The following is a 24,820-nucleotide window of genomic DNA, read 5'->3' on the forward strand; positions in this document are numbered from 1 at the left end:
GGTCGTTGCCCCGCGCACGAGGTCTTCGAGCGTCTGACGAATAGGACTTCAGGCTAGTCGATGGACCCCCGCCGAAGCGCCTCTTCGATTCGGATCGAACCGAAGAGGCGCCGGTCCCACGGACCCCCCGGGGTATATGGCGTCAGCTGGCGCGCAATGCGTTTGCGTACTCCTGGCTTCGCGTGCGGCCGAGCTCGCTAGCGGCGTTCTGGGCGTCGAGATGATCGAGATAGTCGGCCAGCTGATCGCGGCTGCGTGCTCCGACGCCGAGATCGGTGCGCTCGAAGATGCGCCACTGCGCCAGCAAGGGACGCAGGACTTCGTCGAGATGGCGGGGTAGATCGTAGATTCCGTCACGCGAGATGAGCATCGCGCTCCGCGCGAACCCCGGCAGGTTGCTGCCCGGCAGCTGGAAGTTCATGACGACCTCGGTGATCGCCGTGACGGTCAGCGACGGTGCAACGTCGAGCGCCGCGGAGACCAGGTCGGAAAAGAAGCGGACGTGCAGGTCCTGATCGGCGACGATGCGTCCGAGCAGGCGGTCGGCCACCGGATCGTGGCACTGAGCGGCGGTGTTGCGATGGCAGATACTCGAAACCGACTCGTCCAGGGCGACCTGAGCCAGCGACCGGAGCAGGTGCGCGCCGTTCATCAGGGCGTCGAAACCCACCGTCATGCACTGCGCGCGGGCTCGACCGAGGGCGATCGGATCGACGCTGCGGGTGGCCACCAGGTAGTCGGTGACGGCCACTGCATGCCGGGTCCGTTCGTCGCTCCACTCCGTGAGCCACGACGGCCAGACCCCGACCTCGGAGGCAGCGGTATCTCGCCGGTAGAGCGGAATGTTCTGTTCGACCAGCAGAGTGGTCACCAGTGCCGCTTTGGCGGCCTCGGTCAAGGTCGAGGGCCGCGAACCCCAGTACATCTCGGCCCGAACGAAGTCGGCCGGTTCCCACTGCACGGCTTCGGCGCGATGGCGAGCGAGATTCACCTCGATGGTCGGCAACAGTTCTCGCAGAACCGCGAACTGCCCGATGTCACTGCGCATACCCGCCCCTTCGCCGCCCGCCTACCCACTCCGAACGACATCAACGTAGGGCCGCCGAACCCGTGTCGTGGACCCCTTGACGATTGTTTAGGGCAAGTCGCAAGCGGCCGGGGCGCGCGCTCGAGATAGGTCACAACGAGTTTTTCCGAAACGGTGGATAACGCGTTGATAACAACCTATGATCGACCCTGTTAGAGGCCAGGAAACAAACTTGAAGTACGAAAACGCCGCGGTTTCGTCGGGGATTACATACATTGAGCCGTGGAAGCGCATCGATACGCGCCGGTAAGTTTGCTCTCCGATGACCTGAAGAATTCAACACGAAGGGTTGATCTGTGACCGTTCACAACTCGACTAGCCTCGGAATCATGGTCGCGGGTCAGCCTGCGTCGGCCCCTCTTCGCGACTTCCGCGCAGTCGCTCGGCTCCTCGTGGGGCACTTCGCCGCCAACACCCCCTGCGGGTCGTTGCCGGGCGAACAGCTCCACGGCGACGTCACCGAATTCACCGTCAAGTGCATCAGTATCGCCGTGCAGATGCTCGACGAACGGCGTGCTCCGGCCGAGTCCGACCTGGCCGAACTCCGCGCCAAGGCCAGCCAGTGGGCCCGCGAGGGTGTGCCCCTCGAGTCCGTGCTCAGCGTCTACCACGAGGGCATCCAGATCGGCTGGAATCTGGTGTCCAAGAGGGCAGGCGAGGGTGATGCCGCGCAACTGATCGAGGCCGCCCGGATGTTCGTGCTGCTGTCGGAGAAGGTGTCCATCGCCGCCAGCAAGAGCTACGTGGAGGAGCTCCAGGCGGTGGCCAGCGAGCACCACACGGCGGCGCACACCCTGGTGACCTCCCTGCTCAGCGGCCACAACGCGGTCTCGATGGCCCGTCAGTCCGGCATCGAACTCGCCGACAGTTACCTTGTGCTCGCCATCTCGGTGCCGCCGCACCCCGACGAGAACGACCCCAACATCCAGAAGACCGTCGCCGCCCGCAGAAAGCTGCGCCGCGTCCAGGCCGAGCTGGCCACGATCTGCGGTCGCACTCCCCTCTCTCTGCTCAGCACCGAGGGTGGCACCGTGCTCATCCCCGGCACACACGACGACGAGTGGGTCGAGGCGCTGGTGCATCGCATCGGCACGGCCGCCGAGGTTCCCGTCACCGTGACGGCCGAGCAGGCCGCTACCGCGGACATCCCCACCGCGGCCGATCAGGTACACGAACTGCTGTCCTTGGCGCACCAGCTGCACCGCCCGTCCGGCCTGTACCGCATGGACGACCTGGTGCTCGAGTACCAGCTCACCCGTCCCGGCCCCGGCCGTCGCCACCTGACCCAGATCCTCGAGCCACTCGACTCGTCACCAGAGCTGCTCGAGACCCTCGAGATCCACATCTCGCACGATCTGAACCGTCAGCGGTCCGCTCGCCAGCTCCATCTGCACACCAACACCGTCGATTACCGACTCAAGCGGATCGCCCAACTGACCGGGTTCGACCCGACCCGTCCCTCAGGGATTCGACACCTGCAGGCCGCCCTGGTGGCCCGACGGCTCGAATCCTCGCGCGGCGCAGCGTGATCTGAGAACTCCGACCGGTTTCTCGACCCGACGGCAGGTAGCGTCGGAAGTATTCGAGGAGCAGGGGATCGTTGCATGACGAAGTTGAAGCTCGTGCTGGCCGGTGTGGTCAAGGAGTACCCCACCGGCGAGCAACCGGTACGCGCGTTGGACGGTATCGATCTCACGATCGAGGGTGGCCAGTTCGTTTCGCTCGTCGCGCCGTCCGGTGCGGGTAAGTCGACGCTGCTGCACATGCTCGGCGCACTCGACACGCCGACGTCGGGTTCCATCCGGTTCGACGACGTCGAGGTCACCACCCTCGACGACAACGCCCAATCCGATTTTCGACGCCACCAGGTGGGGTTCGTCTTCCAGTTCTTCAACCTGCTGCCGACGATGTCCGCGTGGGAGAACGTCGCCGTGCCCAAGCTGCTCGACGGCACCCCCATCAAGAAGGCCAAGTCCGACGCGATGCGTCTGCTCGACATGGTCGGACTCTCGAACCGATCCGAGCACCGTCCGGCACAGTTGTCCGGCGGTCAGATTCAGCGCATCGCGATCGCCCGCGCGTTGATGATGGATCCGGCGCTGCTGATCGCCGACGAACCGACCGGCAATCTCGACTCGAAGACTTCCCACAACGTCCTCGAGATCCTCGCCGACGTGGCGCACGCCAGCGACGGGCGTCGAGCAGTGGTGATGGCGACCCACGACCTCGAGGCGGCACGGTCGACCGATCGCATCGTCAGCATGATCGACGGTCGCGTCGAGACCGACACCCCGACCGCGGGCCTCGATCGGTGATAGGCACCGCGCTCAGCAGATTTCGAGTCATCAGCCTTCGCGACCTCCGTATGCACTGGGTGCGTTCGTTGGTCTCGGCCGGCGTCGTCGCCGTCGCGGCCGGGTTGCTCATCGCTGTCCTCGGCACGTACGGATCCTTGACCGGATCCGTCGAGCGTCTCGCCGTGTCGATCGCCGGTAACGCGAACTACGAGATCGTCGGTGTGACCGACTCGGGCTTCGATCAGAGCGAACTCGACGCCGTCCGTGCTGTTCCCGGCGTCGAGACAGCGGTTCCATTGCTGCGCAGCACCGTTCGGTCCGACGTCGGAGACCTGACGATTCTCGGTGTCGACTCATCCATCACGGCACTGCAATCCGATCTGGAAGGCGCAGTCGGCAACGCGGCAGGGTTGCTCACCGATCCGGCCGGTGTATTGGTCGGAGCCGCAACGGGTCTGACACAGGGCGACACCGTCACCATCGACGATGTTCCGACGGCGGTGGTCGGCGTGGTCGACGGCCCGGGAACGCAGCGCATCGGTGGGGGCATGTTCGCCGTCGCGCTCATCCCGACGGCTCAGACGCTCACCGACCGCGCGGGTCAGCTCGATTCGATCTTCGTCCTCGGCAGCGGCGACACTCTGCGCGCCGACCTGGACACCGCATTGGCGGGCCGGGTGTCGGTGATGAATCCGGACTTCCGGGCCGACCGCGCGAACCAGGCCATGAGCCTGACTCGCAATGCGACACTGATGGTCTCGCTCATCGCGTTCGTCGTCGCGGCGTTCCTCGTCTTCAACGTCATGAACATGGCCATCGCGAAGCGTCGACCCACCATCTCGTTGCTCCGGGCAGTCGGAGGCCGCCTCGGCGATATCGTCCGAGACCTGCTGTTCGAGTCCGTTCTGGTCGGTCTCGTGGGCGGTGCCGTCGGAGTTCCGCTGGGAATCGCGATGGGCCGCATCGCGATCGAAAGTCTGCCGCCGTTCCTCTCGCAGGCGTTCGATGCGAGGATCGAATACGTGCTGCCCGGCTTCGCGATTCCGGTGGCGATCGTCGCATGCGTGCTGGCCTGCGTCGGGGCCTCGGCCGTCGCCGCCGTGCAGGTGTATCGCATCTCGCCGATCGAAGCACTCGCCGTCGGCGGCGGGGAAACCTCGGGTGGCCCCGGTCTGCGATTCACCCTGGCTGCGACCGTGTTCGGCGTGCTCGCCGTGGCCGGATCCTTTCTGTTCGCCGTCAACGTCGACGGGCAGTTGACCCTCGGGGCCGGTGCACTGTTCATGTTCGGCGTCGTCGCACTGTGTGTCGGCGCGACCGGACCGATCGTGTCGATCACCGCAGCGGTCCCCCGCCGCTGGGGTGGAGCGGGACGCCTCGCGACCGCCACCATCGAACGCGCCCCTCGCCGCATCTGGGCTACCGTGATGACGATCGTGATCGCGGTGGGAGTCAGTGTGGGAGTGTCGGGTTCGCTGACCAACATGACCGACTCGGCAGCGGAATCGTTGTCGTCGTTGGCCGATACCGACCTGTACGTGTCGATGACCTCGCCCGACGCCATACCGTCGGGCCCGATCGTTCCCGCCGAGGTGGAAGACGCCGTCGCCGCGACTCCCGGTGTGTCTCGCATCGTCGAGGGGCAGTGGGCATACGCGACGATCGACGGCGAGACGGTATCCATCCAGGGCGTCGCCGACGGTAGCAACGCGGTCACGCTCGCGTCGCTCACCGACGACGTGCGTTCCCAGGTGCTCGCCGGTGACGGGGTGGTGCTGTCGCAGGGGTTCGGCAGAACGTTGGGTGTCACGGTGGGCGACTACATCGACCTCCCGACGCCGACCGGCGTGCAAAACGTGCGAGTGCTGGATCTGGTCGACTACATCAACGCCGCCGGCGGCACGATGGCGATCTCGTTGGATTCGATGCAGCGTTGGTACGACCGGCCCGGAGCCACCTACCTGGAGATCGGCGTCGACGGAGACGTTGAGGCCGTGGAGGATTCACTGCGCGCGACGCTGCCGCCCGAGGCCTTCGTCTACACCGGCGCTGCCGCTCTCGAGGGCACGAGCGCGGCCATCCGACAGTCCGGTGCACTGGCCATCGCGTTGCAGTGGATCGTTGCGCTCGTCGCTGCCGTTGCGTTGCTCAACACGTTGACGCTGTCGGTACTCGAGCGTCGCCGCGAACTCGGCGTACTGCGCGCCATGGGCGGCGGACGGGGAACTCTTGCCCGAATGGTGTTGGCGGAGGCGCTATCGGTCGGCATCGTCGGTGGTGTGCTCGGCCTGATCATCGGCGCCGGTCTGCAATACCTGAGCACACTGATCCTCGGAGCCAGCATCGGAATTCCGGTCGCCTACACCGCGAGCTGGTCGGTGCTGCTGTACGGACTCGTCGCTCTCGGCCTGTCGCTGCTGGGTTCGGCTCCACCTGCTGTGCATGCCTCTCGACTGAATATCGTCGACGCCATCGCGGCGGATTAAGTGGTGCGGGGCCTCGGGATCTGTCGGTCCCTCAGGATCCGCAAACGCGCGCGCGTTCGTCAGGTGCGTGCGGAATAGACAGTCCGTGGTTGGCGACTCTGCGCGCGTTCGGCAAATGCGCGCGCGTTTGTACGAGGATGACCGACGTGGCCACATTCAGCGTCGAAGTCGAGGAATACGCGGTCGAGAGTCTGCGGGACTGTGAGGGTGGTCCCGAGTGGGAGGTGCAGCCCGAGCGCGCTGCCGTACTGGTCCACGACATGCAGCCGTACTACCTGAACGTGCTGCACAACTCGGTGCGTTCGCGGGTTGCTGCGGAGGCGTCGACATTGGTGTCGCGCGCCCGGGCCGTGGGGCTACCGATCTTGGCGAGTGGTCCGCGGGCAGCGAGTGCCATCGAGCAGCGTGGACTGCTGGGACCGATGTGGGGCTTGGGTCCGTCCGCCGAGGAGGTTGCGATTTCCGAGCCGGACTTCGTTCCGATCGCGAAGCGCAGCTACAGCGCCTTCTACGCCACCGATCTGGAGGTCGAACTGCGCCGACGCGGCCGTGACCAGCTCATCATCGTGGGAGTGTTCGCCTCGGCGGGAATTCTCGCGACGACGTTCGACGCTTTCGCCCGCGACATCCAGTGCTTCGTCGGGATCGAATCGACTGCCGACTACACCGCTCACCAGCACCGCACAGCCCTGAACCTGATCACGTCACTGACCGGCGCGGTGACGAGCAGCGGCAACCTGCTTCACGATCGACAAGGTGGGCCGCTAGACTAGCGAGCGCGATGTGGGCCAGCTGTGCACCGTGACAGCGAACCCATCCGCAACCGATTGTTCGATGGATCGAAAGCCGTTGCTGGACAATGGCTTCGGATCAGCAGAACGATCACCAGCCTTCGTAGCTCAGGGGATAGAGCAACCCTCTCCTAAAGGGTAGGTCGCAGGTTCGAATCCTGCCGAGGGCACCACGAGTCGACTCCGTGCTCCACGCTCCCCCAATTGCCGCACTATTGCGCTGCCAAGAAATCACCCGTACTATCGAACATGCATTCGAGTACTGGGGAGGAACTCGTGGTCACAGCTGTACAAGATTCACCACTCACGTCCGATGAAGTGTTGCGTTTCGTCGCACGCCTTCAGGCGTCCGATGTCGTTGTCGACGCAGCAGCGGGCATCGATTTGATCTCCGCTCTCGAGACCGTCAAGTGCGCCAGCGTGGCAACGCAAGCCGTGGTGACCGACGCCGTCGCAACAGTCATCAGCAACCAACGCAAAGAGCGCGGCAAACCGAAAGCTCAGTGGCGCAATGGCATTGCGTCACAAATCGGTCTGGCTCGGCGCGAATCACCGAACCGCGGCGGTACTCACCTCGGTCTCGCTCGCGCGCTCGTGCACGAAATGCCGCGCACCCTCGCGCGCCTGAAAGCCGGGGAACTCAACGAGTGGCGCGCCATGATCCTCGCCCGCGAAACCGCATGCCTCACCGTCGACGACCGCCGCACCATCGACGAACGACTGTGCGCAGACCCCGCCACACTGGCCGGTGCCGGCGACCGCACCATCGAAGGCCGCGCCCGCGCACTCGCCAACGAACTCGACGCCGCCTCCCAGGTGAAACGACGCGCCAAGGCCTACGCCGCCCGCCGCACCAGCACCCGTCCCGCACCCGAATCGATGGGCTTCTTCACGGTCCTCACCTCGATGGAGAAGATGGTCTGCATGTGGGCGACACTGCGACGAGACGCCGACACCATCATCAACTCCGGCGGTGACACACGCACCCGCGACCAGATCATGGCCGACCTCGTATTCGAGCGCATCACCGGCGCATCCGCAGCACAGGGCCCACCGTTGACCGTCGACGTCGTCATCGCGGATTCCGCCCTCCTCGCCGGCGGTGACACGTCCGCATACATGCACGGCTACGGCGACATTCCGTCCGACGTCGCCCGGCAACTCATCCGAGACACACTCGACAGTGAGACGCACGTCGCATTGCGCCGCCTCTACGCGCACCCGACGTCCGGTGCGCTGACGGCGGTCGAGTCCACATCACGCGCATTCCCGACCGCGCTGGGACGCCTCATCGATCTCCGCGACCGTACCTGCCGCACTCCGTGGTGCGACGCACCGATCCGTCACCACGATCACATCAGACCCCACTCCGCGGGTGGCAGAACGAGTGCCGAGAACGGTGCAGGTCTTTGTGCCGCATGCAATTACGCGAAAGAGGGCGACGGCTGGACGGCCGAGGCGCGACGTGACAAACGGGGCGCTCGACACCGATACACACTCATCTCACCCACCGGGCACACCTATGACTCGAGTGCGCCGCCGATGCCGGTGGTGGAGCTGTACAACTCGCCGATCGAGAACGTGATGATCACCGGTCTCTTCGACGACGATGCCGCGTGACAGGTCGCCGCGGGAAGAGACCGAGCACCAACTCGGTTACACTCGGTAACGACGCGCGTAGCTGCACGTCAGACGTCGTGGAATGCTTTTACTTCCGCCCGGCTCCGGCCGCGCAGTCCATGTGCACCCTGCACAGGCTTCTCTTACGGCGATCGAAACTGCCCACCGGCAGTCTCGCCACCTTGCATCTCGGCCCGAAGGCCCGCAGGTGCAACACCCTGCCCGAAAGGCACTTTTCATCACTATGACGACCCCACAGACTTTTTCTGCACTCGGCGTACCCCAGGCCATCGCGGATGTACTCGCGAGCCAGGGCAAGACCGAGGCATTCCCCATCCAGGCCGACACCCTCCCCGACACACTGCAGGGACGCGACGTGCTCGGACGCGGAAAGACCGGCAGCGGTAAGACACTCGCATTCGCCATCCCGATGGTCGCTCGCCTCGCAGGCCAGCTTCCCGGCAACCGCAAGCCCGGCCGCCCGCGCGGCCTGATCCTCGCGCCGACGCGTGAGCTCGCCACCCAGATCGCCGTCGCGATCGAGCCGCTTGCTTCCGCATACTCGCTGAAGGTCACCACCATCTTCGGCGGTGTCTCACAGGTCCGCCAAGTCTCCGCGCTCAAGGGTGGAGTCGACATCGTCGTCGCCTGCCCCGGTCGCCTCGAGGACCTGATGAAGCAGCGCCACCTCACCCTCGACGGCGTTCAGATCACCGTCCTCGACGAGGCAGACCACATGGCCGACCTCGGGTTCCTGCCCGTCGTCACCCGCATCCTCGCCGCCACTCCGGACAAGGGCCAGCGCATGCTGTTCTCCGCGACCCTGGACAACGGCGTCGACAAGCTGGTCAAGCGCTTCCTGCACAACCAGATCACGCACTCCGTCGACGAGGCCACCTCACACGTCGAGGCCATGACACACAGCGTCTTCGAGGTCGACGGCGTCGAAGCCAAGAAGAAGCTCGTCCACCAACTCGCATCGGGCACCGGACGCCGCATCCTGTTCATGCGCACCAAGCACCAGGCCCGCAAGCTCGCCAAGCAGCTCACCGACGCCGGAATCCCGTCCGTCGACCTGCACGGCAACCTCTCGCAGGCCGCGCGTGACCGCAACCTCGCCGCGTTCTCCTCCGGCCAGGCCCGTGTTCTCGTCGCCACCGACGTCGCAGCTCGCGGCGTCCACGTCGACGACGTCCAGCTCGTCGTCCACGTCGACCCGCCGGCCGAGCACAAGGCGTACCTGCACCGTTCCGGCCGCACCGCACGCGCGGGAAGCGCCGGAGACGTCGTGACCGTCGTCCTGCCCGAGCAGCGCAAGGACACCGCAGTTCTGCTGCGCAAGGCCGACATCAAGGTCACCCCGGTCCGCGTCACCGCCGACTCGCCCGCAGTGGCGAACCTCGTCGGCGAGCAGGCTCGCTACGTCCAGCCCGCGCCGAAGGCCGAGCCGGCACCGGCTCGCACCGCGAATCCTCGCAACAGCAACAACGCGCGACGCGGCGGCCCAGCCCGCTCCGGTGGACAGCCGCGCAGTGGAGGACAGCCCCGCAGTGGCGGTCAGCCGCGTAGCGGTGGCGGCGGCCACAGTCGTCGTGCAGCAGGGCCTGCCACGAGCCAGCGCAGCCGCTGATCTCAGGCTGGCACACTGGAGCGGTGACCGTCAGCTCTTCCCACACGCCGAAGTCAGGGCCCCTCGGTCCGCAGGAAATGGCGACCGCTGCCGTCATGAGCAGCTTCACCGTTGCCCTGACGGTGATCGGTGTGCTGGTACCGATGGCGGCGATCCTTCAGGTCGTCGCGGCGATTCCCATGTCGGTGGTCGCGCTCCGGTATCGGACCCGCGCACTGGTCACCTCCGCGGTCGCGGGCACCCTCGTCGGATTCGTCGCGGCCGGAACCCAGACGGCCATCACCGTGGCCAGCGCCGCCCTACTGGGCGGCCTGGTCGGGCGGGCGAAGCGCAAGAAGCAAGGACTGTTCGGCGTTCTCGTCACCTCGATGGTCGTCGGGCCGGCACTCGGGGCGCTGACCGTGCTGATGCTGCTCATCCTCGTTCCGTTGCGCGAGCTGTTCCTCGAAACGCTCCGCAACACGATGGAGGGCATTTCTCGATTGCTCGAGCGAACGTCGGCGCTGCAAGGTGCCGCGGATGTGCTCCGCAGTAGCAGCACCGCCGTGCTCGACAACTGGTGGTGGTGGGTCGGAGGATCGATCGCCTTCGGCATCGTCACCGGAACGCTGTTCGCGTGGCTCATCCTCACCGCGATCCTCGACCGTCTCTCCACCATCCCCACCCCCGAGCCTCTGGTTTCGAACGCCATTGACGAAATCGGGCCACTGCCGGTCACGCTCACCGCAGTCGGTTTCCGCTACCCGGAAAGCACGACGTCCGCGCTGACCGGCGTCGACCTCCGCATCGACATCGGTGAGTTCGTGGCGATCGTCGGCCACAACGGTTCCGGCAAATCGACACTGACGCGGATCCTCGCCGGCCTCGAACCGTCGGAGGGCACAGTGGACAGGCCCGGCTCGACCGGCCTCGGACGATACGGCGGCACCGCGGTGGTGCTGCAGCGTCCCGAAAGCCAGATCCTCGGCACCCGCGTCGCCGACGACGTGGTGTGGGGACTGCCGCCCGGCGATTCACGCCCCGACGTCGAAGCCCTGCTCTACGAGGTCGGACTCGGCGGCATGGGAGCGCGCGACACTGCCTCCCTGTCCGGCGGCGAGATGCAGCGGCTCGCTGTCGCCGCAGCACTTGCTCGCCGTCCTGCACTTCTCATCGCCGACGAGGCAACCGCGATGATCGACGCCTCAGGGCGCGAACATCTGGTCTCGCTCCTCGCCGAACTGCCCCGCAGGCACCGGATGTCGGTCGTGCTCGTCACGCACCATGTCTCGGAAACCGTCGCCGCAGATCGCGTCGTGCATCTGCACGAGGGCTATCAGGTGCAGCACGACTCCACGTGGATGCAGGCTCGAACGGAGAATTCCACTGCGCTGCACGACAATTCGAGTGAACGCCTCCTCGAACTGAGCGGCGTCGAGCACACGTACAACCGGCGCACACCGTGGGCGCAGGTAGCACTGAACGGCATCGACATCACTGTCAAACGCGGTGAGGGTGTACTCGTTCTCGGTGGAAACGGTTCGGGCAAATCCACTCTCGCCTGGATCATGGCCGGCCTCACCGGCCCGACCAAGGGCACCGCCCAGCTCGGCGGCAAGGCGATGACTGCACGGGTGGGCGACGTCGGGCTCGCGTTTCAGCACTCGCGCCTGCAGCTGCAGCGGCGCACCGTCTCCGAGGACATCGCTGCCGCTGCCGGTCCCGAAACAGGCTCTGCCACAGTATCGGCCGCGATGGATGCCGTCGGCCTGGACAGGTCGTTGGCCGCTCGCGACATCGATTCACTCAGTGGTGGGCAGATGCGACGCGTGGTGCTCGCCGGGCTGATCGCGCGTCGGCCTCGCATGCTGGTTCTCGACGAACCCCTGGCCGGGCTCGACCCGCCCGGGCGCGACGACATCATCGGCGTTCTCGCCGGATTGCGCGATCGCGGCGTCGCCATCGTCGTCATCTCCCACGACGTGGATGGCATGGACACCGTCTGCAGCCGCACCATCACGATGGCCGACGGCCACATCGTCTCCGATTCGATCCTGGGGAGCGTGCACTCGTGACCACCGTCGTACTGCGTCAGGTCCCGCGATTCTCACCGATCCATCGCCTGTGGGCCGGCACCAAACTCGTCGTCGTACTACTGCTGAGCATCACTCTTGTCGTCGCACCGACGTGGCCTGCGCTCGGAATCGTGTTCGCACTGTTGGTCATCGCCGCGATGATCGCGCACGTCCCGATCACCGCAATTCCGCGTCCCCCGTGGTGGATCTGGGCATTGTTCGGCGTCGGAGCTCTCATCAATCTGCCGATCGGCGGCGCGGCAGTGCTGGTGTACCTGCGCGCGACGCTGTTCATCTTCGTCCTGCTCGGCGCATCGATGATGATCGGCTGGACCACATCGATGAGCGACATCGCCCCTGCGGTCTCCAAACTGGGCACACCGCTGAAGAAGCTGAAATTGCCGGTCGACGAGTGGGCGATCGCCGTGGCCCTGAGCCTGCGTTCGCTTCCGCTGCTCATCGAGGAGATGCGCACCCTCAACGCAGCCCGACGCCTGCGACCCAAACCGGTCGTCAACAGCGCGTCGGACAATTCCCTGGTCGACATCGTCACTACGGTGATGTCGGTTGCCATCCGACGGGCCGACGAGATGGGTGGGGCCATCACGGCCCGCGGGGGCACCGGAATGATCACCGCAACCGACGCGCGTTTCAAGGCCTCCGACGCGGTGACGCTGACCGTGGTGACGCTCGCGTGCACTGCGGCCATCGCGATCAGCTTCCTGTGGAGCTGAGCTATTCGCCCGCGAGACGTTCGGTGCGCGAGTTCAAGGCCTTGACGAACACGTCCGGGATGTCTCGCGGATCCTCGGCGACATAGCTCGTTCCACCGGTGACTGCCGAAATCTGCTGCAGTGCAACCGGATCTGCATCACTGGTGACGCCGACCGTGATGATCACGATGGGTCGCACCGGATCCTGTTCCTTCTGCAGCGACGCCAGCAGCTGGTCGAGGGAGATACTGCCCTCGTCTTCGTTGGCTCCGTCGGTCAGGATGATGACGCTGTTGACGTAATCGGGGTCGTAGCCCTCCTTCACCCGCCGGAACGCAGCCAACGTGGTGTCGTAGAGCCCTGTTCCGCCTCCGACGAGAGCAGGAAGGCCTCGGATCGAATCGAGAATGGCGTCGCGCTGCGACTTTCCGCCGAATGTACCGTCGGCCTTACCCATCGGCACCAACTCACGGTAGTCCTGTTTGCCACCACCGAGACCGATCGAGAACGCCCACAACCCCATCTGCGTCTGATCACTGAAGAGCGAATTCGCACCGACAGACGCGTCCACGGTCAGCGCGATACGCGTGGAGTCGCCCGATCTCGCGGCCATCGAACCCGACACGTCCTCGACGACGAGGGTCCGCAGCGGTAGCGCGAGCACCGCCCAATCCCGCAGCGTCGTCTCGATCGACAACGGGTTCTTGATCTCGAGCGAGGCCACGGACCCGACGCCTCGGCCGTCGGGAAGTGGTGTGCCACTCGATGTTCGGAAGCCTGCTGCGACCATGGTGTCGGCGGCCGACGCGGTGGCGAGAACCGAGGCCAGTGCCGCTCCGGCCTGCTTGACGCGGTCGTATTCGGGGCCGGCAGGCGCGGTCACGGCCAGCGGGTAGTTGAGGAAATAGCTGCCGGTCGGCGGAACCGACTCGGTCAGTCCCGATCCCGGGTTGTCGGCCTCGTACGCAAGGACTGCCTGTTCGGTGGCCACGCTGGTGCCGCCCTCGGCGGCCACCTGGGCGACGAGATCGGGGGTGTCGTGCGGGGCGTCGGCAATGCGCCCGAAGTCCTGCGCCATCGGCACCAGCGCTGCGGACACCGCCTTGGCGTCGGAGATTGCCACCTCGGATTCCGCCAGCGCGCCGAGGATCGCGGCATTCGAGGCACTACTGGTCAAGGGGTCACCGATGCGTTGACCGGGAAGCTGGAGCACGCTGAGCCAGGTATCGGTCACCGGCACTGCGTCGGACTTCGATACCAGCACCGGCAACGTGTTCGCGACGGATGTCTTGGCCAGCTCGGGCAGGGCACCGGTCGAGCGAAGCGTCTTGAGCAGCCACAGCGTCGAATCCGGTATCCACAGGTCCGGGCGATTTTCGGTTCCCGCGATCTCGGTGGCGGTGTCGGCTGGACGTTCGGGGCGAACCTCGAAGTTCACGCAGCCGCGGTCGAACTCGCCGGCCTGCGCCAGAATCTGCTGGACCGGTTCGGCAATGGAGGTGTCCACCGCGAGCGACACCGTGTCGAGGGAATCGCAGGAATCCGCACCGGACGCGCGCACTGCCTGCACTCCGAACCATCCACCGACCACGACGATGACCGCAGTCAGAGCGAGAACCGCCCAGGTCCACACGCGGCCGAACCTGGAACTACTACCGCTGTGACGTCCCGACATCGATGCAACCCCCTGCTCGGCCCCCCCGTTGCACTCACCGGGCGAGTGCAACAGCACGCGCGCTCAGAAGTGACGCGACGCACAGCATAGTAGCCCCCTCAGCGACCCGAGCGACTTCTGAGTGCATTGACGAACACATTCGGGATCTCCGCCGGATTTCGTGCGACGAAGCTCGTACCGCCTGTGGCAGCCGATATCTGTTGCAGCACACCGGCATCTGCATCATCGGTGATGCCGATGGTCACGATGACGACCGGCTTGGACGGGTCCTGCTCGGCTCGCAGAGTGGACAGCAGCTCGTCGAGCGAGATGCTGGCGGGGTCCTCGTTGGTGCCGTCGGTGAGGATGATGACGCTGTTGACGGCATCGGGGTCGTAGCCCTGCTGCACGGTGCGGAACGCCGCCAACGTGGTGTCGTAGAGACCGGTACCACCTCCGACCAGTGTCGGAAGCGTCCGAGTCTGCTGCAACAGCACCTCACGCTGCGTGGTGTTGCCGACCTGCTCGTCCATTCGCCGGATCGGTGCGAGCTCACGGTAGTCCTGCGATTCGCCGCCGAGTCCGATCGAGAACGCCCACAAACCCATCGACGCGTTGTCGGGAAACAGCCGATTTCCGGTCTCACTGGCCTGCACCGTCATGGCGATGCGTGTATTCGCCCCGGCGCTGTAGTTCATCGACCCGGAGACGTCCTCCATCACCAACGCACGAGAGGGCAGAGCCAAGACCTGGTACTGACGCAACGTCGACTCGGCGGCCTGCTGGTCGGCCACGGTCAGTGACGTCACGTCACCGATCCCACGACCGGCATCGAGGGGTGCGTTGTCCGCCGATCTGAAGCCGGCGTCGGACAGCGCCTGCTGCCCCAGCTCGGATTCGATGGCCGTGGCCAGTGCCGTCCCGACGGACTTCGCGGCCTCGTGTCGATCGCCTGCGGGTTCGGTCACCGCCAGCGGAAAGTTCAGGAAGATGGTGCCCGTCGGCGGCACCGTCGCGCCCAGTTCGACGCTGTTGTCCTGCTGGTAGGCCAGGAAAGCCTGTTCGGAGACCACTGCGACGCCTCCGTCGGCGACCAGATCGTCGAGCCGTACCGTCGGATCGGCCTCACCACGAGTGGCGGCCTGAGCCTGAGCGATGGGGACGAGCGCCGTCCCGACCGAGTCGAGGGCGGTCTCGTCCGATCCGGCCTCGGCCACCGCGCCCAGGATGGCCGCGTCGGACGTGGTGTTGGCCAACGGGTTACCGATGCGCAGACCTTCGAGCTTCAGGGCAGTGAGCCAGGTGTCGAAGAAAGGCACCTCGTCCTTGCGTGCCGCGAGCACGGCCGGGGTGGCGGCCACCGACTGACTCGCGAGGTCGATCAGTGTCGCGGTCGACCGTACGGTCTTGCCGACCCACAGCGATGAATCCGGGATCCAGAGTGAGGGGACATCGTCGCCCTTGGCAACCGCCGCCGAGACCTGACCGGACTCGGTCGCCGTGACCTCGATCTCGGCGCACCCGAGACTTTCCGCGGATGTGTCGTCGACGATCTTCTGCAGCACAGGTGCGATCGCCGGGTCCGCGGCCAGAGAGTACGACGCGGGGTCGCCGCATTCGGACCCGAAGGCCTTCTGCGCGACGACCACGCCGCCGCCGACCACGAGCAGGACGGAAACGGCCACGACACCGTACTTGGCGAGTCCTCTGCTGCTCGTCGCGGACGACGGCGCACTGTGCCTACCGGGCATGCATCTCCACTCCTACACCGTCAGGCGTAGATCTTGACGAACGTCTTCAACGAGTTCTCGATGTCGCCTTTGAGCGCGCGGGCGACGCCGGAACCGATCGGACCGAACAGCGGCGCACCGCCGAGGTTGATGTCGATGGTGATCTCGGAACCGTCACCCTTGGATTTCACGGACATGTTCAGGCCGATCTTGACGCCGCCCTTGCCGTTGCCCTTCAGCTCGAGCTTCTTGGGCGGATCGTAGGACTCGATCTTCCAGGACACCCGGTTGCGCATGCCCTTCACGCTGGCGATGGAGTCGAGGGTGGTGCCGACGGCCAGCTGCTCGGGCAGCTCACCGCGCCACGCTTCGTGGATGGAGAGCCACTGCTCGTATCCGGACAGATCGGACGCGTGCGCCCACGTCTGCTCGGGGGTCAGCGGGACGTCGAGGGAAACCTTCAGCTTGGCCACAGCAGGGATGGTAACCGCTGAAACGAAAATGCCCGCGTGAGGCCTTCCTCACACGGGCATTTTCGATGGTGCTGCGATCGATCAGTGGGCGCTGGCCTTCTCCGCACCGATACCGGTGAGGGAGCGAACCTCCATCTCGGCCTGCTTGTCGGTGCTCTCGGTGTCCTTCGAGATCAGAGTTCCGACGATGCCGAGGATGAATGCGAGCGGAATCGACACGATGCCCGGGTTGGAGAGCGGGAACCACGCGAAGTCCGAGCCGGGGATCATCGACGTCGGCGATCCGGAGACGGCCGGGGAGAAGATGATCAGCACGATCGTCGAGATCAGGCCGCCGTACATGCTGAACAGTGCGCCGGTGGTGGTGAAGCGACGCCAGAACAGCGAGTACAGGATGGTCGGCAGGTTCGCGGCCGCAGCGACGGCGAACGCGAGTGCCACCAGGAAGGCGATGTTCTGCCCGTTGGCGAGGATGCCGAGGCCGATGGCGAGCAGGCCGATGACGACGGCGGTGATGCGCGAGACCTTGACCTGCTTCTTGTCGTCGACCTTGCCCTTCTTGATGACGCTCGCATAGATGTCGTGAGCGAACGACGCCGACGCGGTGATCGTCAATCCGGCGACCACGGCCAGAATGGTCGCGAAGGCGACCGCCGAGATGACACCGAGCAGAATGACGCCGCCGAGTTCGAAGGCCAACAGCGGAGCTGCGGAGTTCTGACCGCCGGCCGAGGCCAGGATGCGGTCGGGTCCGACGATCGCTGCGGCACCGTAGCCGAGCACCAGGGTGAACAGGTAGAACGCACCGATGAGCGCGATGGCCCACACGACGCTGCGACGAGCTTCCTTGGCGGTGGGCACCGTGTAGAAGCGCATCAGCACGTGCGGCAGACCCGCGGTGCCGAGCACGAGTGCGATACCGAGCGAGAGGAAGTTGATCTTCGAGGTGGCGCTGCCGCCGTACTGAGCGCCTGGCTCGATGACGTCACGTGCTGCCACGGCCTCGTTGGCCGATCCGGCCACCATGGCCTGTGCGCTGCCGAGCAGCTCGGAGAAGTTCAGGCCGAACTTCGCGAGAACCAGAACGGTCATGAACGCCGCACCTGCGATGAGCAGAACGGCCTTGATGATCTGCACCCAGGTGGTGCCCTTCATGCCGCCGATGAGCACGTACGCGATCATCAGCACACCGACGATCGCGATGACGATGGACTGCCCGGTGCGGTCGGAGATGTCGAGCAGCAGTGCGACGAGTCCGCCTGCACCTGCCATCTGTGCGAGCAGGTAGAACAGTGACACCGTCAGCGTGGACAGAGCAGCTGCGGTACGAACCGGTCCTTGCTTGAGCCGGAAGCTCAGCACGTCCGCCATCGTGAATTTGCCGGTGTTCCTGAGCAATTCGGCGACGAGGAGCAGTGCAACGAGCCAGGCGACGAGGAAGCCGATGGAGTACAGGAAGCCGTCGTAACCGTAGACGGCGATGGCACCGGCGATGCCGAGAAAGCTTGCGGCCGAGAGGTAGTCACCGGCGATGGCGACGCCGTTCTGCGGTCCGGAGAATCCGCCGCCTGCGGTGAAGAACTCCGCGGAGGTCGCATTCTTCTTCGATGCGCGGATGACGACAGCCATCGTGATGATGACGAACGCGCCGAAGATCGCGATGTTGACGAGTGGTTCGCCGACGGTGGTGCTTGCTGCTTGCGCGAGATTCATCGCTTGGCTCCCTGGGAGGCTTCCATCTCGGCGCGCAAGGCTGCGGCGCGAGGATCGAGTTCACGGTTGGCGAACTTCACGTAGATGCCGGTGATGGCGAACGTGGTGACGAACTGGCCGAGGCCGAGCAGCAGGCCGATGTTGATGTTGCCCCACACCTTGGTCGACATGAAGTCGACCGCGTAGGTGCTCAGCAGCACGTACAGGACGTACCAGACCAGGAAGAACCCGGCCATCGGGAACACGAAGCTACGCAGGCGTCGTCGGAGTTCCTGGAACTCGGGACTGGCCTGCATGTCGACGAACGCTTGCGCGTCCGGTGGCGAATTGGTTTCCGATGCGGTCACCTTGGACTCCTGAAGTAGATGTGAGCTGTAGCTGACTCGGAACAGTAATGAGAGTCAGGTCACAAAATCAGGAGGTGGTGTCGATCACACGATGGGCTGCGGGAGTGTGCGACGAGCGGTCGAGAATGGCAGTTGAGCGGCTCTGCGGGAGTGGAGCCTGCGGAATGACCCAGTGGTCTCAGAGCTCGCGCTCTCGGTCTTTGCCCATGTCGAGGCCTTCCGGCAGGTGCAGTCGCGCGAAGATGCGGGAGATGTCCGACGGGATCGTTCTTCTGGTGGCGAGGCTGACGGCGATCATCGAGGCGAAGGCGACGGGGACGCTGACGGCGGCGGGGTAGCCGAGGATCGCTGCCGCCCAGCCGCCGAGGACGCCGTCGGAGATGGGGGTGACGACGGAGATCGACGCGGCGACGAGTGAGATGCCGCCGCCGAGGAGCAGTCCGGTCGCGGCTCCGGCTGCGGTGAGGCCGCGCCACCAGATGCCCAGTACCAGCAGTGGGCACAGGGTGGATGCGGCGACGGCGAACACGAGCCCGACGGTGCGCGAAAGATCGAGTGAGACAACGCCGATCGACAGTGCCAGCGGCACGGCACCGGCCAGAACGGCAGCGACGCGAAAATCTCGGACCTTGCCCGAGAGGACGTCGGTACTGAGCACACCGGCGATGCTGACCAGCAGGCCCGACGACGTGGACAGGAAGGCGGCGATGGCACCGGCGGCCACGAGTGCGGCGAGCAGTTGGCCCGGTATTCCGGACAGCACCGAGCCGGGCAGCAGCAGCACCGCTGCGTCGGATGCCCCGGTGATCAGCAGTTGTGGCACGTACAGCCGGGCGAACACTCCGAGCACCGTCGGGAACAGGTAGAACATGCCGAGCAGCGCGAGGACGGTGAGCGAGGTCAGTCGCGCCGCTCGGCCGTCGGGGTTGGTGTAGAAGCGCACCAGCACGTGCGGCAGGCCGAGGGTTCCGAGGAACGTGGCCAGAATCAGCGAGTACACCTGATACAGCGGGTGTGCCCCGCCCAGTCCCCCGCCGGGTATAGCCCACGCCCGGTCGGTGGTCGGCGCTCCCGCGACGACGGGGACGGGCGATCCGGCGTCGAGGGTCAGCAACGTACCCGAGCCCAGCCGGTGTTCACCTGCGTCCAGCAGGACTCGCCCGTCGACGCTCTCGTCGTCGAGAGTCCCCGTCACGGCGACGACGATCGGCGAATCCACCTGTACGAGAACATCGATGGTGATGTCGACGGCGGTCTGTTCGGTCACCGTGGGTGGGGCCGGACTGCCGACGTCGCGGTCGTCGGAATAGAAATGCACGGCCAGCACCAGTGCCGGGATGGCGATTGCGGTGAGCTTGAGCCAGTACTGGAACGCCTGGACGAAGGTGATGGAGCGCATGCCACCGCCGACGACGTTCGCGATGACGATCAGCCCCACCGCCAGGGCACCGACCCAGCCGGGCACTCCGAGCAGAATGTTCAGGGTCAGGCCTGCGCCCTGGAACTGCGGCACCAGGTACAGCGCGCAGATGACCACGACCACCAGCATCGCCACGGTCCGCAACCACGGTGCGCCGAGCCGGAATTCGACGAAATCGGGCACCGTGTACGCGCCGCTCCTGCGCAGCGGTGCCGCGACGAACAACAGCAGACCCAGGTAGCCGGCGGTGAAGCCGACCGGGTACCACAGCGCATCGGCTCCGTACTTCGCGATCAGACCCGCAACCCCGAGAAACGATGCAGCGGAGAGGTATTCACCACTGATGGCGGCAGCGTTCCAGCGTGGTCCGACGGTACGCGAGGCCACCAGGAAGTCGGAGGTGGTGCGAGCCAGCCGAACTCCGTAGATACCGATGCCCACCGTGGCCACGGCGGCCACCAGCAGCGCGATCACCGTCGCGATCGGAATGGATTGGTTCACTGGACGGCGATCTTCTGATCGTGGATCCCAGCGGCGAAACTCATGTGGTGATCGGTTTCGCGGTGGGACACTGAGTGTGTGCACGTGCCGAGCGCGACCCGATGACGGTATCGGCGGCCGTCGCTGCGTGTCTGCCGTTCGCAGCAGGTGCTGTGTTCGCGCATCTGCCCACGGCCGCTGTGGCGGCCGGTCTCGGCTCTCTGAACACCGGTTCCGTGCTCGCTCGGTTCACTGCCGGATGGCTGGCAGGCGTCGCGGCCGTCACCGCCGCGGGGCTGGTGATCGTGGACACCGCAGTCCTGGCGTCGGACTCGTCCGGCTGGGTGCGGTGGCTGAGGGTGGCTCTCGGTCTCGCTCTGCTCGTTCTCGGCGTCCGCAAGCTGGTCGGGCGGGTGCGGAACGGCCCGGCGCAGGAAGAACCGGGGTGGGTCGGGACGGCCCGAAACCTCAGCGGAGGCAAGGCTTTCGTCACTGCGTTCCTGCTCGGATCGGTGAATCCGAAGAGTGCCGTCATCGCGCTCTCCGCCGTAGCGGTGATCGTCGACGCGTCCTCGGTTGTGGCCGTCCAGATCACGGCCGCGGTGGTGTTCGTGGTGGTGTCCAGCCTGGGCGTCGCTGCGCCTGCCGTCGCGCTGCTCGTCTTCCGCGACCGTGCCCGACGTCCCATGAGCACCGTGGTCGACCGGTTCGTCGCGTACAGCGACGTCGTCTTGATCGCGATACTCCTGGCCCTTGGCCTGTACATGACAGTGAACGCTATCTGATCATCGATCGAGTCAATCGTCCATCAAGACGGTGAAGTCGTGTTCGTTGCGTTCGGCTCTACGCACGTACATCCAGCCCACACCGAACAGCATCGGATAGATCGCTGCTCCCAGCACCACCCACGACAGCCCGATTCCCAGCAGTGGAACGTCGGTGACACGTGCGAGGAGCAGCCCCAGCAACGGAATTGCGAACAGAATCGACAGCGTCATCACCGCCAGGCGCACCGACAGCAACAGCTGCGCGCGAACCAGGCTACGGACCAGGGCGTCGCCGACCTCGGTTTGTTCCTGCACTTCGACGCGGGTGCGCACCATCCGTGCGCCGCGACGTTGCGAGAGCACCACCCGCTGTCGGTGCGGCTGGCTCACTGCGTACTCCTCGTCACCGGGACGACCACGATTGCAGCGGCCCGCGGACCAGTCTGTCCTTGAGTTCTCTGGCGTGCCGTCGGCTCACCGGCAGTTCGCAGGCAGCGAGGTTTCCGCTGGCCCGCAGACACACCACCAGACCCGAACCGACGCTGCGGATCCCCGTGACCAATCGCAGCGAGACCAGGTACGAGCGGTGCACGCGGAGGAATCCGGCATCGGCCCAGCGACTTTCGAGGGCCGAGATCGGTATACGCACCAGGTGCGAGCCGTTGGAGGTGTGCAACCTCGCGTAGTCGCCGTCGGCCTCCACCCACGCGACCGACGACCGGTGCACCAAGGTGGTGGTACCGCCGAGTTCGACGGGGATGACCTCGTCGGCCGACGTGTCCGTCGACTCCGCGGGTCGACGCCGCGCCAGCAACACCCGGCGCAGTGCCTCGGTGAGCCGATCCTCTCGCAACGGCTTGAGCAGGTAGTCGACGGCACCGAGATCGAAGGCGGCCAGGGCCCGGTCGTCGTGGGCGGTGACGAACACGACGGCGGGTGGCCGCGCGAATGCCGACAGGATGCCGGCCAGTTCGAGGCCGTCGAGCCCGGGCATGTTGATGTCGAGGAACACCGCGTCGATCGGTTGCGCGGAGGTCTGCTGCAGCTGCCGCAGTGCGGTGGTGGCGTCCTGCGCGGTGAACACCTCGGCGACGGTGTCCTGCTGGCGCAGCAGAAAGGCGAGTTCGTCCAGTGCCGGGCGCTCGTCGTCGACGGCGAGGACGATCAACCCACGGCCGGGGGTGGCAGCCTGCGTCATGCCCGCACACCCGGCCTGAATTTGGGCACCCGCATGCTCACTTTGGTGCCTGCGCCCGGTGCGGTGTCCACCACGAGACCGTAATCGTTCCCGAAGGCTGCCCGCAGCCGATCGTCCACGTTCGCCAATCCGACATGGGCCGCGTCCTCGGTGTGCAGACTTCCCGAGCGCAACACTTCGGGATCCATCCCCACACCGTCGTCCTCGATACTGATCACCGCGTCGGTGCCCTCGTCGGCGGCGATGATCGTCACTCGGCCGCCGTCGGCCTTACCGGACAGGCCGTGGCGGACGGCGTTCTCGACGAGCGGCTGCAGCGCGAGAAACGGCAGTGCTACGCCCAACACCTCGGGAGCGACCTGCAACGTGACCTGCAGGGAATCGCCGAAGCGGGCGCGTTCGAGCGTCAGGTACCGATCGATGTTGCGCAGCTCGTCCGCGAGCACCGTGAACTCGCCCGCGTTGCGGAACGAGTATCGGGTGAAGTCCGCGAACTCGAGCACCAGCTCCCGCGCCCGATCCGGGTCGGTGCGCACGAACGACGCGATCGTGCCGAGTGCGTTGTAGATGAAGTGCGGGCTGATCTGTGCGCGGAGGGCCCGCACCTCGGCGCGGTCCAACCGCGCCCTCGACGCGTCGAGTTCGGCGAGCTCGATCTGACCGCAGGCGTAGCGCGCGACCTCGGCGATGGCCCCGAGCATGCCCGGTCCGGGCTCGGCGACGACAGCGGCGCCCAACACCCCGACCACCGGAGACTCGTCGACGACCAACGGCTGCACCACCAGCGCTCTGACCTCGTGGATCGAACCGAGCGGCAGACGCACCAGGACGCGCCGCTGCCCGTCCACGGCCCGTTTCGCCGCCTCGACGAAGGCCGGCGTCAGCTCGTCCCACGGGCCGTCCCAGGCCAGCAGCGAACCGTCGGGATCGCAGATGCCCAGTGCGTCCGCACCCGTCAGCACCCGCAGATGCGGCGCGGCCGCGGCGGCCGAACGAGCGTCGAGGCCGTCGCGCAGCGGCTTGGCCGCCAGCGAGGCGGTATGCAGGGTGGCGTGGACGGCGCGCTCGGCAGGTGTGGTCAGGTCCCGTCGCCCGCGCAGACTGATCACGGCGATCACCGAGACGATCACGGCCACGATCACCGCCATCGTTGCCAGTGCCGCGGTCATCGCGCGCACGTGGTCGAGGTGGGCACGTTCAGGAAGCGTTCGACGAGCCAGTCGACTCCGATGCCGTTGGCGGCCAGTTCGGCATGGCCCTGCTCCGGTTCGGAGCGAAGCTCGACGTCGTCGCCCAATGCGCAGGCCTCGGCCACCGCGTCGCGGGTCCACTGGGGATCGATGAGGTCGTCGCGTTCGCCGACCAGGACCAACAGCGGTACCCCGGTGCGGGAAGTCGGAACCGCAACCGATTCGAGCCACTGCGTCATCCGATCCGATGCCTCCTCGGAGTCCGGGAGAGCATCGGCCGGATCGAGGACGGCTCCGGCGTCGGCCTTGGAGAAGCCGAGGAGGTCACTGCAGGCGGTCAGTGCGGACACGTTGTCGGCGAACGTGCCGCGGATGTAATCCGAACGTTCGGCAGTCGGATCCACGGCGTGCAGACCCTCGTAGAGATACGGCACCAGCAGTTGACGCGGCACGGTCTGCTCGGTCTCGGGTGCGAAGAAGCGAGTGGCATCGGCCACCGGAGAGAGCGCCGCGGCACCGACCAGTTGCAGACCGTCGCCGTAGTCGCCACTGCGTTCGGCTGCCGCCCAGACCGCTTGTCCACCTTGAGAAGTGCCTACTGCGCCCCACCTGGTGCCGACGTCGGGAACCACGTTGCGGGCCGCACGCACCGCGTCGATGACGTCGTACGCTGCGGCGTCCCGGTCGAGGTAGGCGGGATCTCCCGGCGTCCCGAGGCCCTGGTAGTCCGTCACCACGACCACCGTGCCGCGTTCGAGGAACGGCGTCACCAGGCCGATGGTGCCCAACAGGTTGGGGTACAGCGACGGCGCACACTCGTCGGTGACACCGGTGGTTCCGTGCCCGACGGAAACGATCGGCCAGCCTCCCGGCGGCGCAGACCCCTTGGGCACGAACACCGTTCCCGAGGTTTGCGTGCCGCCTCCGGTGATCCCGTCGGTGGTGCGGTAGACGATTTTCGTGGCGGTCCCGCCGAGGTAGGCGACACCGATGTCGACCTGTCCCAGCAGCATCGACGACACGATCTCACCGCGTTCGAGGCCCTCGGGTGCCGCGACCGCAGTGGGGGCGGGGTCGACGGGTTCGGCGGTGGGACTGCTGCACGCGGCAAGGGCGAACACCAGTGCCGCGGCGACCACCGGTCCGGTCGACCTCACTGTCTCTGCGCTC

At 66.2% G+C, this 24,820-nt stretch carries 20 protein-coding genes and 1 tRNA gene; 10 read left to right on the plus strand and 11 right to left on the minus strand.

Annotation, left to right across the window (positions count from 1 at the left end):
- Positions 1 to 142: 142 nt before the first annotated feature.
- On the minus strand, positions 143 to 1,048 hold the full coding sequence (locus ABZ677_RS08890; RefSeq protein ID WP_358368451.1) for an acyl-ACP desaturase: 906 nt from the start codon (positions 1,046 to 1,048) through the stop codon (positions 143 to 145).
- Between the two features lie 368 nt (positions 1,049 to 1,416).
- On the opposite strand from ABZ677_RS08890, the gene ABZ677_RS08895 reads away from it, so the two are divergent.
- The 9 genes from ABZ677_RS08895 (at position 1,417) to ABZ677_RS08935 (ending at position 12,699) form a co-directional block, all read left to right on the plus strand.
- A complete protein-coding gene (locus tag ABZ677_RS08895) occupies positions 1,417 to 2,616 on the plus strand; it encodes a helix-turn-helix domain-containing protein (RefSeq protein ID WP_230596303.1) in 1,200 nt (399 codons plus the stop codon).
- Between the two features lie 75 nt (positions 2,617 to 2,691).
- Positions 2,692 to 3,402: an ABC transporter ATP-binding protein gene (locus tag ABZ677_RS08900; protein WP_170945723.1), complete on the plus strand. Its 711-nt coding sequence runs from the start codon at positions 2,692 to 2,694 to the stop codon at positions 3,400 to 3,402.
- A gap of 59 nt (positions 3,403 to 3,461) precedes the next feature.
- Complete coding sequence (locus ABZ677_RS08905; RefSeq protein ID WP_358368454.1) at positions 3,462 to 5,870, plus strand: FtsX-like permease family protein; 2,409 nt, start codon at positions 3,462 to 3,464, stop codon at positions 5,868 to 5,870.
- Positions 5,871 to 6,016: 146 nt separating this feature from the next.
- Entirely contained in the window at positions 6,017 to 6,643 is a 627-nt protein-coding gene (locus ABZ677_RS08910) for an isochorismatase family protein (protein WP_358368457.1), read from the plus strand.
- A 115-nt stretch (positions 6,644 to 6,758) separates the two neighbouring features.
- Positions 6,759 to 6,834: transfer RNA gene (locus ABZ677_RS08915), tRNA-Arg, on the plus strand.
- Positions 6,835 to 6,937: 103 nt separating this feature from the next.
- Positions 6,938 to 8,281 carry an HNH endonuclease signature motif containing protein gene (locus ABZ677_RS08920; protein WP_358368460.1) on the plus strand — a complete coding sequence of 448 codons (1,344 nt, stop codon included), beginning with the start codon at positions 6,938 to 6,940 and terminating at the stop codon, positions 8,279 to 8,281.
- Between the two features lie 244 nt (positions 8,282 to 8,525).
- On the plus strand, positions 8,526 to 9,911 hold the full coding sequence (locus ABZ677_RS08925; RefSeq protein WP_358368463.1) for a DEAD/DEAH box helicase: 1,386 nt from the start codon (positions 8,526 to 8,528) through the stop codon (positions 9,909 to 9,911).
- A gap of 23 nt (positions 9,912 to 9,934) precedes the next feature.
- Complete coding sequence (locus ABZ677_RS08930; RefSeq protein ID WP_358368466.1) at positions 9,935 to 11,965, plus strand: DUF2232 domain-containing protein; 2,031 nt, start codon at positions 9,935 to 9,937, stop codon at positions 11,963 to 11,965.
- Entirely contained in the window at positions 11,962 to 12,699 is a 738-nt protein-coding gene (locus ABZ677_RS08935; RefSeq protein ID WP_094633077.1) for an energy-coupling factor transporter transmembrane protein EcfT, read from the plus strand. Before ABZ677_RS08930 ends, ABZ677_RS08935 begins: the two co-directional genes overlap by 4 nt.
- A 1-nt stretch (position 12,700) precedes the next feature.
- Here ABZ677_RS08935 and ABZ677_RS08940 read toward each other — a convergent pair whose 3' ends face one another.
- From ABZ677_RS08940 to ABZ677_RS08965, 6 genes are all read right to left on the minus strand, one after another.
- On the minus strand, positions 12,701 to 14,311 hold the full coding sequence (locus ABZ677_RS08940; RefSeq protein ID WP_358368469.1) for a substrate-binding domain-containing protein: 1,611 nt from the start codon (positions 14,309 to 14,311) through the stop codon (positions 12,701 to 12,703).
- Positions 14,312 to 14,451: 140 nt separating this feature from the next.
- On the minus strand, positions 14,452 to 16,083 hold the full coding sequence (locus ABZ677_RS08945; protein ID WP_037191824.1) for a VWA domain-containing protein: 1,632 nt from the start codon (positions 16,081 to 16,083) through the stop codon (positions 14,452 to 14,454).
- A 20-nt stretch (positions 16,084 to 16,103) separates the two neighbouring features.
- The gene (locus tag ABZ677_RS08950; RefSeq protein ID WP_037191822.1) at positions 16,104 to 16,535 is read right to left on the minus strand and encodes an SRPBCC family protein; all 432 of its coding nucleotides are present in this window, start codon (positions 16,533 to 16,535) and stop codon (positions 16,104 to 16,106) included.
- An 81-nt stretch (positions 16,536 to 16,616) separates the two neighbouring features.
- On the minus strand, positions 16,617 to 18,248 hold the full coding sequence (locus ABZ677_RS08955) for a cation acetate symporter (protein WP_037191820.1): 1,632 nt from the start codon (positions 18,246 to 18,248) through the stop codon (positions 16,617 to 16,619).
- The gene (locus ABZ677_RS08960; protein WP_037192167.1) at positions 18,245 to 18,544 is read right to left on the minus strand and encodes a DUF485 domain-containing protein; all 300 of its coding nucleotides are present in this window, start codon (positions 18,542 to 18,544) and stop codon (positions 18,245 to 18,247) included. The genes ABZ677_RS08955 and ABZ677_RS08960 overlap by 4 nt, the downstream gene beginning before the upstream one ends.
- Before the next feature lie 229 nt (positions 18,545 to 18,773).
- The gene (locus ABZ677_RS08965; RefSeq protein WP_358368474.1) at positions 18,774 to 20,516 is read right to left on the minus strand and encodes a cation acetate symporter; all 1,743 of its coding nucleotides are present in this window, start codon (positions 20,514 to 20,516) and stop codon (positions 18,774 to 18,776) included.
- A gap of 101 nt (positions 20,517 to 20,617) precedes the next feature.
- Here ABZ677_RS08965 and ABZ677_RS08970 point away from each other — a divergent pair, with 101 nt between their 5' ends.
- Positions 20,618 to 21,280, plus strand: coding sequence for a GAP family protein (locus ABZ677_RS08970; protein WP_358368477.1), 663 nt, complete (start codon positions 20,618 to 20,620; stop codon positions 21,278 to 21,280).
- Between the two features lie 12 nt (positions 21,281 to 21,292).
- Here ABZ677_RS08970 and ABZ677_RS08975 read toward each other — a convergent pair whose 3' ends face one another.
- The 4 genes from ABZ677_RS08975 to ABZ677_RS08990 are packed head-to-tail and all read right to left on the minus strand — an operon-like array spanning position 21,293 to position 24,807.
- Positions 21,293 to 21,652: a membrane protein gene (locus tag ABZ677_RS08975; RefSeq protein WP_037191813.1), complete on the minus strand. Its 360-nt coding sequence runs from the start codon at positions 21,650 to 21,652 to the stop codon at positions 21,293 to 21,295.
- Between the two features lie 13 nt (positions 21,653 to 21,665).
- On the minus strand, positions 21,666 to 22,460 hold the full coding sequence (locus ABZ677_RS08980; protein ID WP_037191809.1) for a LytTR family DNA-binding domain-containing protein: 795 nt from the start codon (positions 22,458 to 22,460) through the stop codon (positions 21,666 to 21,668).
- Positions 22,457 to 23,629 (minus strand): histidine kinase, encoded by a 1,173-nt coding sequence (locus tag ABZ677_RS08985; RefSeq protein WP_037192165.1) that lies wholly within the window; start codon positions 23,627 to 23,629, stop codon positions 22,457 to 22,459. Before ABZ677_RS08985 ends, ABZ677_RS08980 begins: the two co-directional genes overlap by 4 nt.
- Positions 23,626 to 24,807, minus strand: a complete 1,182-nt coding sequence (locus ABZ677_RS08990) for an alpha/beta hydrolase (protein ID WP_358368481.1) — start codon at positions 24,805 to 24,807, stop codon at positions 23,626 to 23,628. Before ABZ677_RS08990 ends, ABZ677_RS08985 begins: the two co-directional genes overlap by 4 nt.
- Positions 24,808 to 24,820: the final 13 nt, after the last annotated feature.

The organism is Rhodococcus sp. NPDC006774 (genome assembly GCF_040636045.1).
GTDB lineage: Bacteria > Actinomycetota > Actinomycetes > Mycobacteriales > Mycobacteriaceae > Rhodococcoides.